16 protein-coding genes are annotated in these 14,384 nt (G+C 67.6%); 11 read left to right on the forward strand and 5 right to left on the reverse strand.

Features of this window, described 5'->3' with window-relative positions; all coding sequences use genetic code 11:
• Window positions 1-109: 109 nt before the first annotated feature.
• Window positions 110-853, reverse strand: a complete 744-nt coding sequence (locus ABIB28_RS16840; RefSeq protein WP_189675979.1) for a class I SAM-dependent methyltransferase — start codon at window positions 851-853, stop codon at window positions 110-112.
• Window positions 854-1,033: 180 nt separating this feature from the next.
• Here ABIB28_RS16840 and mutM point away from each other — a divergent pair, with 180 nt between their 5' ends.
• From mutM to ABIB28_RS16865, 5 genes are all read left to right on the forward strand, one after another.
• The gene (gene mutM, locus ABIB28_RS16845) at window positions 1,034-1,843 is read left to right on the forward strand and encodes a bifunctional DNA-formamidopyrimidine glycosylase/DNA-(apurinic or apyrimidinic site) lyase (protein ID WP_189675978.1); all 810 of its coding nucleotides are present in this window, start codon (window positions 1,034-1,036) and stop codon (window positions 1,841-1,843) included.
• Window positions 1,844-1,934: 91 nt separating this feature from the next.
• Window positions 1,935-2,198 carry a 30S ribosomal protein S20 gene (rpsT, locus tag ABIB28_RS16850; protein WP_133191840.1) on the forward strand — a complete coding sequence of 88 codons (264 nt, stop codon included), beginning with the start codon at window positions 1,935-1,937 and terminating at the stop codon, window positions 2,196-2,198.
• A gap of 499 nt (window positions 2,199-2,697) precedes the next feature.
• Window positions 2,698-4,098: a chromosomal replication initiator protein DnaA gene (dnaA, locus tag ABIB28_RS16855; RefSeq protein WP_133186068.1), complete on the forward strand. Its 1,401-nt coding sequence runs from the start codon at window positions 2,698-2,700 to the stop codon at window positions 4,096-4,098.
• A 50-nt stretch (window positions 4,099-4,148) separates the two neighbouring features.
• The gene (locus ABIB28_RS16860) at window positions 4,149-4,376 is read left to right on the forward strand and encodes an AbrB/MazE/SpoVT family DNA-binding domain-containing protein (protein ID WP_354289230.1); all 228 of its coding nucleotides are present in this window, start codon (window positions 4,149-4,151) and stop codon (window positions 4,374-4,376) included.
• Window positions 4,366-4,767, forward strand: coding sequence for a PIN domain-containing protein (locus ABIB28_RS16865; protein WP_354289231.1), 402 nt, complete (start codon window positions 4,366-4,368; stop codon window positions 4,765-4,767). Before ABIB28_RS16860 ends, ABIB28_RS16865 begins: the two co-directional genes overlap by 11 nt.
• Here the strand turns inward: ABIB28_RS16865 and trpS are convergent.
• The 3 genes from trpS to secB all read right to left on the reverse strand — a co-directional run bounded on the left by trpS (window position 4,764) and on the right by secB (window position 8,002).
• On the reverse strand, window positions 4,764-5,765 hold the full coding sequence (trpS, locus tag ABIB28_RS16870; RefSeq protein ID WP_354289232.1) for a tryptophan--tRNA ligase: 1,002 nt from the start codon (window positions 5,763-5,765) through the stop codon (window positions 4,764-4,766). The two genes, ABIB28_RS16865 and trpS, sit on opposite strands and share 4 nt — an antisense overlap.
• A 3-nt stretch (window positions 5,766-5,768) precedes the next feature.
• Window positions 5,769-7,361 (reverse strand): murein biosynthesis integral membrane protein MurJ, encoded by a 1,593-nt coding sequence (gene murJ / locus ABIB28_RS16875; protein ID WP_354289233.1) that lies wholly within the window; start codon window positions 7,359-7,361, stop codon window positions 5,769-5,771.
• A 128-nt stretch (window positions 7,362-7,489) separates the two neighbouring features.
• Complete coding sequence (gene secB, locus ABIB28_RS16880; RefSeq protein ID WP_133186078.1) at window positions 7,490-8,002, reverse strand: protein-export chaperone SecB; 513 nt, start codon at window positions 8,000-8,002, stop codon at window positions 7,490-7,492.
• A 190-nt stretch (window positions 8,003-8,192) separates the two neighbouring features.
• Between secB and ABIB28_RS16885 the strand changes: the two genes are divergently transcribed.
• The 4 genes from ABIB28_RS16885 (at window position 8,193) to ABIB28_RS16900 (ending at window position 12,516) form a co-directional block, all read left to right on the forward strand.
• A complete protein-coding gene (locus tag ABIB28_RS16885; RefSeq protein WP_189675973.1) occupies window positions 8,193-8,837 on the forward strand; it encodes a Tim44/TimA family putative adaptor protein in 645 nt (214 codons plus the stop codon).
• A 71-nt stretch (window positions 8,838-8,908) separates the two neighbouring features.
• Window positions 8,909-10,108 carry a murein transglycosylase A gene (gene mltA / locus ABIB28_RS16890; RefSeq protein WP_335925414.1) on the forward strand — a complete coding sequence of 400 codons (1,200 nt, stop codon included), beginning with the start codon at window positions 8,909-8,911 and terminating at the stop codon, window positions 10,106-10,108.
• Window positions 10,109-10,164: 56 nt separating this feature from the next.
• Window positions 10,165-10,731: a Smr/MutS family protein gene (locus tag ABIB28_RS16895; RefSeq protein WP_133191843.1), complete on the forward strand. Its 567-nt coding sequence runs from the start codon at window positions 10,165-10,167 to the stop codon at window positions 10,729-10,731.
• 66 nt (window positions 10,732-10,797) lie between these two features.
• Window positions 10,798-12,516: a putative bifunctional diguanylate cyclase/phosphodiesterase gene (locus ABIB28_RS16900; RefSeq protein WP_354289235.1), complete on the forward strand. Its 1,719-nt coding sequence runs from the start codon at window positions 10,798-10,800 to the stop codon at window positions 12,514-12,516.
• Between the two features lie 13 nt (window positions 12,517-12,529).
• Here the strand turns inward: ABIB28_RS16900 and ABIB28_RS16905 are convergent, their stop codons facing one another.
• The gene (locus tag ABIB28_RS16905; protein ID WP_189675971.1) at window positions 12,530-13,198 is read right to left on the reverse strand and encodes a peptidylprolyl isomerase; all 669 of its coding nucleotides are present in this window, start codon (window positions 13,196-13,198) and stop codon (window positions 12,530-12,532) included.
• A gap of 236 nt (window positions 13,199-13,434) precedes the next feature.
• On the opposite strand from ABIB28_RS16905, the gene ABIB28_RS16910 reads away from it, so the two are divergent.
• Window positions 13,435-13,818: a hypothetical protein gene (locus tag ABIB28_RS16910; protein WP_189675970.1), complete on the forward strand. Its 384-nt coding sequence runs from the start codon at window positions 13,435-13,437 to the stop codon at window positions 13,816-13,818.
• Between the two features lie 96 nt (window positions 13,819-13,914).
• Complete coding sequence (locus tag ABIB28_RS16915; protein ID WP_189675969.1) at window positions 13,915-14,187, forward strand: DUF3297 family protein; 273 nt, start codon at window positions 13,915-13,917, stop codon at window positions 14,185-14,187.
• Window positions 14,188-14,384: the final 197 nt, after the last annotated feature.

The raw sequence follows: 14,384 nt of genomic DNA on the forward strand, positions 1-14,384 counted from the left end.
CCTTCAGGGGAGGGGTTGGGGGTGGGGGACGCCTCGCAGAGCGCAGCACCTGTTACGGCCCCACCCCAACCCCTCCCCTGAAGGGGAGGGGCTTTTGATTCGCCCCCCATCAAATCTTCCACCCGTGATGGATCGCGACCAGCCCGCCGAGCATCGGCTCGACCCCCGTCTGCACGAAACCCGCATCGCGGATCATGCCTTCAAAGGTCGGCATGTCGGGGAACCGCCGGATCGATTCGATCAGATAGCGATAGCTGTCCTCATCCTGCGCGAGCAGCTTGCCGAGCTTGGGGACGAGCTTGTGCGAATAGGCGTCATAGACGTCGGCGAATCCCGGCCACAGCGTGGTCGAGAATTCGAGGCAGAAGAACCGCCCGCCACGCCGCAGCACGCGGTTCGCTTCACGCAGCGCCTTGGGGATGTCGGTCACGTTCCGGATACCGAACGCGATCGTGTAGGCATCGAAGAAGCGGTCGGGGAAGACCAGCGTCTCGGCATTCGCCTCGGTCCACACCAGGCCGTCGATCCCGCGCTTCGCCGCACGGTCGACGCCGACTTCGAGCATTTGCGGGTTGATGTCGGCGACCGTCACGCTCGCGCCCGATTCGGCGAGGCGGAAGGCGATGTCGCCGGTGCCGCCGGCCATGTCGAGGATCTGCTCGCCGTCGCGCGGCTTCACGCGGCGCACGAAGCGGTCCTTCCACACGCGGTGCATCCCGCCCGACATGGCATCGTTCATGATGTCATAGCTGCGTGCGACGCTCGAGAAGACGCCGCCGACGCGCGCGGTCTTTTCGGTGGCGGGGATGTCTTCGTAGCCGAAGGAGACGGTGCCAGAGTTTGGATCGTTCATGTCGCACGCTCTAGCCGAGCAAAGCGGCGGCGCAAACCGCTGCGTTGCAGCTCGGACAAATCGTCTCGCGTGAATCCAGCGACCCGCGGTCCAAGCGCGTCTTCGTCCCGACGAGCGCCTGATTGTTTCCGTCAGCGCGCCCGCTTGCGCTGCCGGCATGGAAGCGGGCAGGGACGGGGGATGCCAGAACTTCCCGAAGTCGAGACCACCGTGCGCGGGCTCCGGCCCGTGCTCGAGCGCCAGCGCATCACGCTGGTGCAGACCCGTCGCGGTGATCTGCGGCGGCCGTTTCCCGACGATCTCGGGCAGCGGCTGACCGGCGCGACCGTGACGGGCTTGTCGCGCCGCGCGAAATACGGGCTGATCGAGACCGATCGCGGCGACACGATGATCTTCCACCTCGGCATGTCGGGGCGCTGGCGAGTCGATCCCTCCGAGCTGCTGCCGCACGACCATTTGATTCTCGAAACCGCGACTCAGCGCCTCGCGCTCAACGATCCGCGGCGCTTCGGCTCGGTCGATCTGCTCCCGACCGAATCGCTTGCGGATTTCCCCGCGTTCAAGGCGCTCGGCCCCGAACCGCTCGGCCCCGAACTGACCGTGCCCTATCTCCACGCCAAGCTCGCCGGGCGAATCGCCTCGATCAAGTTGATGCTGCTCGACCAGCGACTCGTTGCGGGGCTCGGCAATATCTATGTGTGCGAAGCGCTGTTCGCCGCGGGAATCTCGCCCAAGCGCGCCGCCGGGACCGTCTCGCGCGCCAAGCTCGCGCGACTCGTGCCGGCGATTCGGGAGGTCTTGCTCGCGGCGATCGACGCAGGCGGCTCGTCGTTGCGCGATTACGCCCGCCCCGACGGCGAGCTCGGCTATTTCTCCAAGCAATTCGCGGTCTATGGCCGCGAGGGCGAGCCGTGCAGCTGCGGCGGCACCGTCGAGCGCTATGCCGAAGGCGGCCGCTCGACTTTCTGGTGCCCGAAATGCCAGAAATGATTGACCGACCCCCCCGTTCTGCGTAAGGCGCACGGCTTCCGGGGCCGGGAGCTATCTCCCGCCCTTTCTTATTTACAGATCAGAGGGCTTCATGGCGAACACGCCACAGGCGAAAAAGCGCATCCGTCGTAACGCCGCGCGGACCATCGTGAACGGCAACCGTACCGGCCGCATCCGCACCTTCGTCAAGAAGGCCGAGACTGCGCTCGAAGCGGGCGACAAGGCTGCTGCAACCGCCGCGATGGCGATGGTTCAGCCCGAGCTGATGCGCGGCGTCGCCAAGGGCGTGCTGCATAAGAACACCGCGAGCCGCAAGTTCTCGCGCCTGACGAAGCGTCTCACCGCGCTCGCTTAATCCCAATCGGGTTACGCAACGGCTGATCGCCCGCTGGACACAGGTCCGGCGGGCTTTTTGTCGTGGTTTACGCTTTTCGACGCGGCGATGGGTCTCGCAGTGTCGACTTAACCCCTATCAAGGAACGTTGCGCGAACGCTTTTGACCGTCCAAACGGCAAAGGCGCAGTTTACCGCGATTCGCAGAACCTTCATCAAAGTGTCACTGACGAAACGTCCTGATTTCATAGGCTTGTGAGATTTTCGACGCGAAACCTTCGCTCAATCCGAGTCAACCGGGTATATTTAGAAAATGTGACAGGTCGGGGCCTTGCTCGACTCGCTGTGATCTTCATAAATGGCCCTCCGCCGCGAGCGGTGTTTCTGGCTCGCGACCTACTTTGAATGGCAAGCGTCAGACGGATCGTGATTCCGCCTGGGGGGATGTTTGTCTGTCGTAATTTCAGCGGTGCGGGGTCTCCCGCAGCTCGCAATGCAAAGGTTTTGGCGTGGTCTTGACGGTGAACAGGGGGGGGGACGCGCACGATACCGACTTTGCCGGCGGGCAGGCCGATACGGTCGCGCGCGCCTGGAACACGGTGCGGACACATCTGCGCGAATCGGCCGGGGTGCGGTTGTTCGATCAATGGCTCAAGCCGATCGCGCTTGTCGCGGGCGGGGACGGCGAGACGGTACGGCTGACGCTGCCGTCGGCGTTCATGACGAACTGGGTGCGCAACCATTACGGCGACCGGCTGCTGCAGGAATTCCGCGCGCTGGTGCCGAGCGTCCGCAGCGTGGCGATCGAGACCGGGATGGCGGCGGCGCCGACGCCCGTGCTCAAGGCCGAGCCAGCGCCCGCGCCCGTCGCGCCGGCCGAGCCAGTAGTCATCGCCGACCGTCCGACGCTCGACCCGCGCTTCACCTTCGACCGCTTCGTCGTCGATGCGTCGAACCGCGTCGCGTTCAACGCCGCAAAGGCGCTCGCCGAGCCCGGCGTGCCGCGCTTCAGCCCACTCTTCCTCCATAGCGGCACGGGGCAGGGCAAGAGCCACTTGATGCACGCGATCGGCGCCGCCTACCTTGCTGCGGTCCCTGAGGCGCGCGTGCTGATGATGTCGGCCGAACGCTTCATGTTCGACTTCGTCCAGGCGCTGCGCAGCCGCGACACGCACAGCTTCAAGCTGCGGCTGCGCTCGGCCGATCTGCTGCTGGTCGACGACCTCCAGTTCATCGCCGGCAAGGATTCGACGCAGGAAGAGTTCTTCCACACGATCAACGAAGTGATGGGCGCGGGCAAACGCCTCGTCATCTCGGCCGACCGCTGCCCGCAGGGGCTCGACGGGGTCGAGGCGCGGATCATGTCGCGGCTGTCGTGCGGCCTCGTCGCCGATATCAAGAATTCCGACCTGGCGCTGCGCCGCGCGGTGCTGACCCGCAAGCTGCTCGACATGCCCGGCGCGAAGGTGCCGGGCGACGTGCTCGACCTGCTCGCCGCGCGCATCACCGCGAGCATCCGCGACCTCGAGGGCGCGCTCAACCGGGTCGTGGCCTATGCGCAGCTCACCGGGGTCGAGGTCGATCTCGAATTTGCCGTGGCGACGCTTGGTGACGTGCTGCGCGGGGCGGAACGCCGCGTGACGATCGACGAGATCCAGAAGGCGGTCTCGGCGCATTTCGAATTGAAGCCGGTCGATCTGGTGTCGGCGCGCCGCGCGGTGGTGGTCGCGCGCCCGCGCCAGATCGCGATGTACCTCGCCAAGCGGCTGACGACGCGCTCGCTCCCCGAGATCGGGCGCAAGTTCGGCGGGCGCGACCATTCGACGGTGATCCACGCGGTCCGTCGGATCGAGGAACTGCGCGACACCGATCGCGAGATCGACACCGCGGTGCGCGTGCTGCTGCGCGAGCTCGAGGGATAGCGAGCGCGCCGAAATTACGGTATGGCCAAGGCCGTATTCGGAGACAGGCGATGCAGTTGGCGAAGTGGGGCGACGACTTCGCGGTCCGTTTGCCCAAGGAAATGGTCGAGGCGCTCGCGGTAGAGCTTGGCGAGGAGCTCGACGTCCGGGTTCAGAACGGGTCGCTTCGTATCCGCCGTAAACGGACTCGCGAGGACGTTCTGGAAAGCTTGAAACGGTTTCAGGGCTGGATGCCCGAAGACTTCAAGTTCGATCGCGAAGAGGCAAATGCCCGGTAGCGCATTTGACAGCAACGTTCTGCTGTATCTGGTCTCGGTCAATGACCAAAGGGCCGCGCGGGCCCGCGATCTGGTGGCCGACGGCGGTACCATCAGCGTCCAGGCCCTCAACGAAGTCGTAAACGTTGGGCGTCGCAAGTTCAAGATGCCGTGGCCGGATCTCGATGCGCTTTTGGACGAACTCAAAGACCTGTTGAGCCTTGTGCCAGTTGATCTCGAAACGCACGAGACCGCGTGCCGCCTCGCGCGGCGCTATAAGATCGCTTTCTACGATGCCGCGATCGTCGCCGCCGCACTGCTGGCGGATTGCGACACGCTCTGGTCCGAAGACATGCACGACGGCCTCGTCATCGACGGCCGCTTGACGATCCGCAACCCGTTCGCCGCCTAGACCTGCAGCCCCACCGCCGCTTGTGCCCTTGCAAGCGTCGGCGCCGCCAGCACTGCCGCACGCGCCGCGCCGTCGGCGAGCACCGCGCTCACCGCCGCGCGATCATCCAGCAATGCCGTCAGCCGCTCGCGGATCGGGGAGAGTGTCGCCACGGCCAGATCGGCGAGCGCAGGCTTGAACGCGCCGAAGCCTTGTCCCGCGAACTGCGCCAGCACCGCGTCCGGCGTGCTCCCTTCGAGCGCTGCATAGATCGTCACGAGGTTCTTCGCCTCGGGCCGCTCGGCGAGCCCCGCGACCTCGCCCGGCAGCCCGTCGGCATCCGACTTGGCCTTGCGGACCTTGCTCGCGATCAGCTCGTCCGAATCGACCAAGTTGATCCGCGACGCATCGCTCGGGTCCGACTTCGACATCTTCCCGCTTGCATCGCGCAAGCTCATGATGCGCGGTGCGGCCTTCGAGATGAACGGCTCGGGCAGCGTGAAGGTGTCGCCATAATCGCTGTTGAACTTGACCGCGATGTCGCGTGCGAGCTCGAGATGCTGCTTCTGGTCCTCACCCACCGGCACGTGCGTCGCCTGATAGAGCAGGACGTCGGCGGCTTGCAGCACGGGATAGGTGAACAGCCCGACGCTTTGCGTCTCGCCCTTCTTGCCGGCCTTGTCCTTCCACTGCGTCATGCGGCTGAGCCAGCCCATCCGCGCGGTGCCGCCAAGGATCCAGTGCAGCGCCGAATGCGCCGGCACGCGTGCCTGGTTGAACAGGATCGAGCGCTGCGGGTCGATCCCGCACGCGAGCAGCGTCGCCGCCATCTCGGTGGTGTGCGCGTTCAGCTCAGCCGGCACGACCGGCTGCGACAGCGCGTGCAGATCCGCCAGGAAGAACAGGCATTCGTCGCCCGCCGCCATCGCATCCTGCATCGCCACCCACTGGCGGATCGCGCCGAGATAGTTGCCGAGGTGGAGGTTGCCGGTTGGCTGGATGCCAGAGAGAACGCGCATGGGTTATTCCTGAACGGGTTGTGAGGTCGCGCCGCGCTTGCGCAGCAGCGCCTTGATGTCGGCGATGCGATACGCGCCGGTGACGAAGCACGCCACGCCATAGACCGCGCCGCCCGCGCCGACCAGCACGCCGAGCGCGCCGTAGCGCACGATCAGCGGCCCGCCGAGATACGGATCGAGCCATTGCTCGAACGCATAGATCGTCGCGCCCATCAGCAGTGCTGCCAGCAGTAGCCGCGGCACCTTGCGACGCAGCCCCGCATCGGCGACGAAATGCCCGCGTACGGCGAGCGTGCGGTAGAGCATCGCCACGTTGACGGTGGAGGCGAGCGCGGTCGCGAGCGGCGGGCCGACATGGCCGATCAGCGGGATCAGCACGAGGTTGCCGACGATATTGACCGCGATCGAGATCATCGCATAGCGCACCGGCGTCCGCGTATCGCCGCGCGCGTAATAGCCCGGCGTCAGCACCTTGACGAGCACGTACGACGGCAACCCGATCGAGAAGGCGCTCAGCGCCCAGCCGCAGCGCTTGGCGTCCATCGCGCCGAACTTGCCATATTCGAACAGCCCGCGGACGATCGGCTCGGCGGCGACGAGGAAGGCGATCGTCGCGGGAAGCGTGAGGAACAGCGCAAGCTCGATCCCGCGATTCTGCGTCTCCATCGCCGCCGCGTCCTGGCCCGAGGACAGCAGCCGCGAAATTGTCGGCAGCAGGATCGTGCCGAGCCCGATCCCGATCAGCCCGAGCGGGAGCTGGTTGAGCCGGTCGGCATAATAGATGTACGTGATCGAGCCCGACGCCAGCAGGCTGCCCGCAAGCGAGGTCGAGATCAGCAGATTGATCTGCGACGCGCCCGCACCCGCGGCGGCCGGGACGATGAGGCGCAGCATCTCGCGCACATCCGCATCGAGCCGCGGCATGCGCAGCCGCATGTCGACGCCCGCGCGGTGGCACGCGAGGATCAGCCAGGCGAGTTGCAGCACGCCCCCGACCGTGACCGAGATCGCCTGGACGCGTGCGGTCTCATATTCGTCGGCACCGTGGAAGAACCAGAGCCCGCCGATCATCGCGAGGTTGAGCAGGATCGGCGCGGCGGCATTGACCCAGAATTTGTCGAGCGAGTTGAGGATCCCGCCGAGCAGCGAGGCGAGCGAGATCAGCGCCAGATAGGGCAGCGTGATCCGCGAGAGCATGACCGCGAAGGCGAATTGCGCGTGGCTCGGATGCTGGCGCGCGAAGCCGCCCGACAGCAGATAGGTGATCGGCCAGGCGGCGAGCAGCATCGCCACCGTGAAGACGATCAGCACCGGCAGCAGCACCGCCAGCGCGCGCTCGGCAAAGGCATAGCCGGCGGGGAGGCCCTCGGGACCCGCGGCCTTCTTGTTGAACAGCGGGATGAACGCGGCGGAGAAGGCGCCTTCCGCGAACAGCGCGCGGAACATGTTGGGCAAGCGGAAGGCGACGCCGTTGAAGGCATCCGATGCGAACCCCGCGCCGACATAGCGTGCGGCGAGCGAATCGCGCAGCAAGGCGAGCACCCGGCTGACGAGCGTCAGCCCGCCGACCGAGCCAAGGGATTTGACGAGGTTCATTGCGCCATCAGCCCGACACCCATTTCGTCACCCCGGACTTGTTCCGGGGTCCACCGGGCCGCGCGCCGATCGGCGGAGAGTGTGCGGCGCGGTGGACCCCGGGACAAGCCCGGGGTGACGCGGCAAGATTACGCCGTGCCGAACGCGCCCGAGGCTTCGCCGGCTTCCTGCTGCTGCAGGAACACCGCGCCGAAATCGATCGGCTCGAGGAGCAGCGGCGGGAAGCCGCCGTCGCGGACCGCATCGGCGAGCACGCGGCGCGCGAACGGGAAGATCAGCCGCGGCGCTTCGGCCAGCAGGAACGGCTGGAGATGCTCGAGCGGGAAATTGCGCAAGCCGAACAGCCCGGCATAGGAAAGGTCGACCAGGAACGCGACGGTGCCCTCGGCCTCGGCCTTCACTTCGATCCGCAGGACGATTTCATAGACGTCCTCGCCGACCTGCGCCGAGGCGATGTTGAACTGGACGTCGATCGCCGGCGGCGTCGGGTTCTGGAAGATCGCCGGTGCGTTGGGGTTCTCGAACGAGAAGTCCTTGACATATTGCGAGATCAGACCCGCCGCCGGGGTCGTATCGGCCCCATTTGCCAACGGCGCGCCGTCGACCGTGGTGGTGATGAAGCCGTCATCCTGCTCGCTCATGGAACTCGTCCTTGCTTTGGCCGTATAGTCGCCACAGCGTTGTGGCATGGAAGGCGCGCGCCTAGCAGGGGGTGGGACCGAGTTCAACCGAGGCCCCACGGCTTTGACGGGCACCGCGTACAATCACGTCGTTTGAAACAGCGGCGGTTTATGCCTATGTAGCGTGTCTAGTGAAAGCCCTGGAGGCCGCGTGTTCCTGATTGTTATCCTCGCGATGGTCGCCGGTTTTCTGGCGCTGCGTCTGTACATGGTGCTCGGCAAGCGCACCGGGCATGAGCAGCCCTTGCCCAAACCCGCCGAGGACCGCGCGCCGCTGACGCTGGTGCAACGCCCGACCGAAATCGCCGGCGAAAGCCGCGAGCCGGTCAGCCGGCTGGTCGAGCCCAAGGCCGAGGCCGGCATCCGCGCGATCATCGCCGGCGACTCGTCGTTCGACGTGGCGCGCTTCCTCGATGGATCGAAGGCGGCGTATCGCATGATCCTCGAGGCGTTCTGGAAGGGCGACGAGGAAGAACTCGCGTGGCTTGCCGAGGACGACGTGCGCGAGGCGTTCGTCGCTGCGATCGAAGCGCGCAACACCGCGGGCCATGTTCTTGAAAATCGTCTGGTCTCGATCGAACGCGCGGTGATCTCCGACGCGACGCTCGAGGGCAAGGTTGCGCGGATCACGGTGCGCTTCGACGCCGATATCGCTGCGGTCACGCGCGATGCCGAGAACACCGTCATCGCCGGCTCGATGAGCGACGCGGTCGAGACGCACGATGCCTGGACCTTCGCGCGGACGCTCAAGAGCAGCGATCCGAACTGGAAGCTCGCCGACACCGACGAGGCGTGATCGCGGTGCGGGGGGACGTTCGGGGTTCGCTTTCCGGCCTTCGGTACGGAAAGTCCGTTGGCGTAACCGCGTTGGCGCTTTTCCTCGCGGCCTGCGGCGGTGGGCAAGTCGAACGCCCCCGCGCTATCGGCAACGGGCAGACTCCCGTCCGGCGCCCCGTACCGGCAACGCCGATCGCTCCGACCCAGGCCGTCACCGCGCCCGGGCCGACCGCGCGTAGCGCGGGCGTCATCGCCGGGCCGCCGCTCTACAGCTTGCCGATCGACGATGCGCAGGCCGAGCGCGCGCTCGTCGCCTTCCGCGCGACTTGCCCCTCACTGCAACGCCGCACCGACGCCACGGGCCTGACGCAGGGCGCCGACTGGCAGCCGGCGTGCGCCGCCGCGCCAAGCGTCCGTTCCGGCGGGGCGCGCGCGTTCTTCGCGCAATATTTCGAAGCAGTCCAAGTCGGCGACGGCAAGGCGTTCGCGACGGGCTATTACGAGCCCGAGATCCGCGGCTCGCGCGATCGGCGACGCGGGTACGAGGTGCCGATCTACGCGCGTCCGTCCGACCTCGTCGATGTCGATCTCGGCCTGTTCAGCGATACGCTCAAGGGCAAGAAGATCCGCGGTCGTGTCGCGGGCAAGAGCTTCGTCCCCTATGACGATCGCACCGCGATCGAGCAGGGCTCGCTCGACGGCCGTGCGCCGATCATCGCCTGGGCGGCCGATCCGATCGAACTGTTCTTCCTGCAAGTCCAGGGCTCGGGCCGGCTGCGGCTGCCCGACGGGTCGGTGATGCGGATCGGCTATGAGAGCCAGAACGGCCGCGATTACACCGGCATCGGCGCGCTGATGAAGCAGCGCGGGCTGCTCGCGCCCGGGCAGAGCTCGATGCAGGGCATTGTCGGTTGGCTGCACGATCATCCCGAAGAGGGCCGCGCGATCATGCGCGAGAATAAGAGCTACGTGTTCTTCCGCGAACAGACCGGGCCGGCGCTCGGCGCGCTCGGCATTGCGGTAACGGGCGGGGTGAGTGCTGCGGCTGATCCGCATTTCGTGCCGCTCGGCGCGCCGGTTTTGCTGTCGATGGACCGCGCCGATGCGAGCCGCTTGTGGATCGCACAGGATACCGGCGGCGCGATCAAGGGCGCCAACCGGATCGACACCTTCTGGGGCGCAGGCGCCGATGCGGCGGCGACGGCGGGCGGAATGGCGGCGCGCGGCACCGCGTTCCTGCTGCTGCCGGTCGGCACGCTGCAGCGCCTGGGTGCTGCGACGGCGGGCTGACAGGGGTGGGATCGCGCCCGCTCCGTCCCGAGGAAGCCGCGCTGTGGGCGCGCGTGATGGCGGGGGTCCGCCCGCTGCGCGCGGTCGCGCCCGCCGCCAAGGCGGTCCCGGTCGCGCCGGTCGAACGTCGCCCCGTTCCCGCGATGCGCATCCCCGAAAAACCTCTCCCATCGTTCGGCGCGTTGCTCGGCAAGGGGACGGTCGGCTCGGTCCCGCCGCTTGGCCGCAAGGGCATTTCGATCGCCGCGCCCCCCAAGCCGCCCGGCAACACGCTCGATGGTAGCTGGGATCGCCAGCTGTCGCGCGGGCTCGTCTCGCCCGACCGCACGATCGACCTCCACGGCCATACGCTGCACTCGGCCTATGACCTGCTCGACGCCGCGCTCGATGCCGCGATCCGCGCCGGCGACCGTGTGATCCTGCTCGTTACCGGCAAGCCGCCGCGCCCGGCGAGCGAACGTCCGCATGCGCGCGGTGCGATCCGCGCAGCGACGGGCGACTGGCTCGCCGGATCGCGCCACTCCGCAGCGATCGCGGCGGTGCGCGGGGCGCATCCGCGGCATGGCGGGGCGGGGGCTTTGTATATTGTCCTCAAGCGTTTGCGGGCATCACAAAACTCTTAACCTTTTGCTGCGAAGGTCCTGCCAAGCCCGCGCAAACGATCGGGTCAGGAGTCGCGCACTGCTACAATGGACGAGGTCACGCTCAAGAGTCGCGCGGTCGTTTTTGCGATTTGCGCCGGGGCTGTCGCCTTCTTCCTCGCGGTGCTTGCGACGTCGGCGGGGGGCGTCCAGCTCGATAATTTGACGCGGGCGTTGATCCCCGCGGTGGTCTGCGCGGCGATGTGCTGGGCCTCGGCCGAGCGCAGCATCGCCGGCACCGCCGGCGCGATCGACGCCGCGATCGAACGGCTGGCGCATGCCGCCGAGGGCGACCTCGCCAGCGCGATCCCGCCCGAGATCGGCGAGAACGTTCCGCAACTCGCGCGCGCGATGGAAAGCCTGTTCACGCAAATGACCGCGCATCTCGACGGCGTCCAGCGCCTGGCGATGTTCGATCCGGTGACGGGCCTCGCCAACCGCAGCAACTTCCGCGCGACGTGCGAGCGAATGCTCGCGACGCCGCCCGCGACCGCGCGGGACACGCGCGGCGGCCTGTTCTTCATCGATCTCGATCGCTTCAAGGTGGTCAACGATACGATGGGGCATGCCTGTGGCGACGCATTGCTCGGCATGGTGGCCAACCGTCTGCGCGCCGTTGCCGACAGCATCGCTCGCGAGCCCGACGGCGTGCCGCCGCTGATCGGCCGGCTTGCCGGCGACGAATTCACGATGTTCTTCCCAGCGATCGGCGCGGCCGGCGATGCCGCGAAGATCGGCTGCGACATTCTGCGCGCGCTCGCCGAGCCGTTCGACCTGGGCGGCGCCAACGTTTCGATCGGCGCGTCGATCGGCATGGCGCTGTGCCCCGAACACGGCGTGACGCTGACCGAGCTGATGCGTGCCGCCGATGCCGCGATGTACCATGCCAAGGGCAGCGGACGCGGGCGCGCCGAACCATTCAGCGTCGAGCTCGCCGCGCGCATCGCCGCGCGCGCGACGCTCGAGGGCGATCTGCGCGAAGCGATCGACCGCGACGAATTCGCGCTCGTCTTCCAGCCGCAGATCAGCGTCGATCACGGCCGGATCGTCGGGGCCGAAGCGCTGCTCCGCTGGCGCCACCCGCGCGAGGGGCTGCGCTTGCCGCTGACCTTCCTCGATTGCGCCGAGGAGACCGGGATGATCGTCGATATCGGCGACTGGGTGGTCGATTCGGTCGCCGCGACGATCGCGCGTTGGGGGCGGATCGGGATCGAGCAGCGGCTTTCGGTCAACGTTTCTCCGCGCCAGATCGATCATGCGCGCTTCTTCCACGGGCTGCGCGCCGCGCTCCACCGCGCCCGCGCCCCCGCGCATCTGCTCGAGCTCGAGATCAGCGAGACGCTGGCGATGCAGTGCAGCGACGACGTCCTCGATGCGATCGTGCAGCTCCGCGCCGCCGGCGCGACGATCGCGATCGACGATTTCGGTACGGGCTATTCGAACCTCTCGCGGCTGCGCGCGCTGCCGATCGACCGGATCAAGCTCGACCGCAGTCTGGTCGCGCCCGTCGCCGACGATGCCGCCGCGCGGATGATCGCGCAGGCGGTGGTCGGCGTGATCCACGCGCTCGGCTGCGAGGCGGTCGCCGAAGGGGTCGAGACGCAAGCGCAAGTCGATATTCTGCGCATCATCGGCTGCGACGTGATGCAGGGCTATGCGATCGCGGCGCCGATGGAGGAATCGGCATTCGTCGCGTGGAGCCGCGGCAGCGTGCGCCGCGCGGTCGGCGATGGCGCGGTCCTGGCGGGTGCCGGCTGGCGCGGCTGACGGCGCGTGCCGCTCAGCGTTTCACGCCGCGCAGCATCTGCCACACCTTCATCCCGCCGGTCGGCTTGGCGACGCCGTCGAGCCGCTCGGCGCGGACGATCGTGACGGGCTTGGCCATCATCTGCCCCTTGAACGCACCGTCGCCGCCGGGCAGCGTCGGCCGCGCGAGCATCCGCTTGACCACATCCATCCCGACGATCACGCGCCCGAACGCGGCATAGCCGATGAACCCCGGTCGCGCGTCGAGCGAGGGATTGGCGCCGACCATGATCGAGAAGTTGCCCGACCCCGAGTCGCTGCGCTCGTAGCGCGCCATCGAGAGCGTGCCGTCGAGATGCTTGATCCCGGTCTTGTTAGTCGGCTCGAGCGGGACGACGCCGAGCATGCGGTGCGAATCGGTGCCGATCCCGCCCTGGACGAAGCCGGTGTTGGGCGCAGTCTTGCGCCGCGTCGCGCGGTAGAAGCTGGTGCCCTCGAAGCGGCCGTCATCGACATAGGCGAGGAAATTGGCGACCGTCCCCGGTGCGCGGCGCGCATCGAGCGCGACGACGATCGGCCCGGCCGCGGTGACGAAGCGCACGCGGACCACCGCTGGCTCGCGCGGCGCGGCCGCGGGGGAGGCGCCCGCGGCGATCCCCGTACCTGCCATCGCCAGCGCCAAAAGACTCGTTCGAAACCGCATCGCATCCAACCTTGTTGTCGTTCGCCCGCGCGGCGCGCGCCGAGACCCTGGCGATACAGCGCGATGCGACGGGTGCAACCATCGCGGGCTGCATGGTGCCTGGCGCTTGGTGAACGCCCCATAAATGGCGCATTCCAGACCCGTTCAGGCCGACTCGCCTACAGCTTGCAACAAGCTAGCCCGCTGATGCGTTATTTGGCGATGCACGGGGAATGCTTGGAATGAGGAGATACGAGATGAACCACCTGATGAAGAAGATCGGTCTCGGCCTTGCCCTTGGCGCGACCGCATTGACCGCAGCAGCTCCCGCCGAAGCACAGCGCTGGGGCGGCTATCGTGGCCATGGCGGCTATTATCGTGGCGGCGGCGGTGGCGGCACCGCGATCGTCGCCGGGATTGCCGGGCTCGCCGTCGGCGCAGCGCTCGCGTCGAACTCCAACCGTGGCTATTACCGCGACCGCGGGTACTATCGCGGTGGCTATTACAATGACGGTTATTACCGCGATCGCGGGTATTACAGCGGCTATTATGCCGAGCCGGTCTATGAGCAGCGCTGCTTCATCGAGCGTCGCTGGGATGGCTATTACGATCGTCCGGTCAACGTTCGCGTCTGCCGCTAAACTGGCGACTGCGCGAGGCGATGCGGCGCGGGACTTCGGTTCCGCGCCGTTTTCGTGTCTGGCGTGGGGGCGATTTTTGCGTCATGAGCCCGGGCCATGACCGATACAGATCAGACCCCAGACCGCCTGTCCTCCAACCCGCGCAGCCCGCATTATGACGAGGCCGCGCTCGCGCGTGGGATCGGCATTCGCTTCAAGGGCCAGCAGCGCCACGACGTCGAGGAATATAGCCGCTCCGAGGGCTGGATCCGCGTCGCGCTCGGCAAGAAGGTGGATCGGCATGGCCAGCCGCTGACGCTCAAGCTGTCGGGCGAGGTCGAGGCATGGTTCGAGCGGCCGGCCGACGGCGCGGATACCGCCGAGGGCTGATTTCGTCTTAGCCCCTCCCCTTTAGGGGAGGGGTTGGGGTGGGGAAGTGACTGCGGCCGTTGGTCTCGGTGAGACCCGGGGGGGGGGGGGGGGGGCCCCCCCCCCCCCCGGGGGGGGGGGGGGCGCGGGGGGCGGGGGGGGGGGGGCCGGACACCAACACACCCCCCCCCCCGGGCCCCACCCCCCCCAACGCCGAA

The organism is Sphingomonas sp. UYEF23 (assembly GCF_040546165.1).
GTDB lineage: Bacteria > Pseudomonadota > Alphaproteobacteria > Sphingomonadales > Sphingomonadaceae > Sphingomonas > Sphingomonas glacialis.

Bases quoted from the DNA above. Each gene is read 5' to 3' on its own strand.
- rpsT (WP_133191840.1), top strand. From the start codon at position 1,935: ATGGCGAACACGCCACAGGCGAAAAAGCGCATCCGTCGTAACGCCGCG.
- ABIB28_RS16840 (WP_189675979.1), bottom strand. From the start codon at position 853: ATGAACGATCCAAACTCTGGCACCGTCTCCTTCGGCTACGAAGACATC.
- ABIB28_RS16865 (WP_354289231.1), top strand. From the start codon at position 4,366: ATGCCCGGTAGCGCATTTGACAGCAACGTTCTGCTGTATCTGGTCTCG.
- ABIB28_RS16905 (WP_189675971.1), bottom strand. From the start codon at position 13,198: ATGCGGTTTCGAACGAGTCTTTTGGCGCTGGCGATGGCAGGTACGGGG.
- ABIB28_RS16895 (WP_133191843.1), top strand. From the start codon at position 10,165: ATGGCGGGGGTCCGCCCGCTGCGCGCGGTCGCGCCCGCCGCCAAGGCG.
- ABIB28_RS16915 (WP_189675969.1), top strand. From the start codon at position 13,915: ATGACCGATACAGATCAGACCCCAGACCGCCTGTCCTCCAACCCGCGC.
- murJ (WP_354289233.1), bottom strand. From the start codon at position 7,361: ATGAACCTCGTCAAATCCCTTGGCTCGGTCGGCGGGCTGACGCTCGTC.
- ABIB28_RS16860 (WP_354289230.1), top strand. From the start codon at position 4,149: ATGCAGTTGGCGAAGTGGGGCGACGACTTCGCGGTCCGTTTGCCCAAG.
- secB (WP_133186078.1), bottom strand. From the start codon at position 8,002: ATGAGCGAGCAGGATGACGGCTTCATCACCACCACGGTCGACGGCGCG.
- ABIB28_RS16910 (WP_189675970.1), top strand. From the start codon at position 13,435: ATGAACCACCTGATGAAGAAGATCGGTCTCGGCCTTGCCCTTGGCGCG.
- mutM (WP_189675978.1), top strand. From the start codon at position 1,034: ATGCCAGAACTTCCCGAAGTCGAGACCACCGTGCGCGGGCTCCGGCCC.
- ABIB28_RS16900 (WP_354289235.1), top strand. From the start codon at position 10,798: ATGGACGAGGTCACGCTCAAGAGTCGCGCGGTCGTTTTTGCGATTTGC.
- trpS (WP_354289232.1), bottom strand. From the start codon at position 5,765: ATGCGCGTTCTCTCTGGCATCCAGCCAACCGGCAACCTCCACCTCGGC.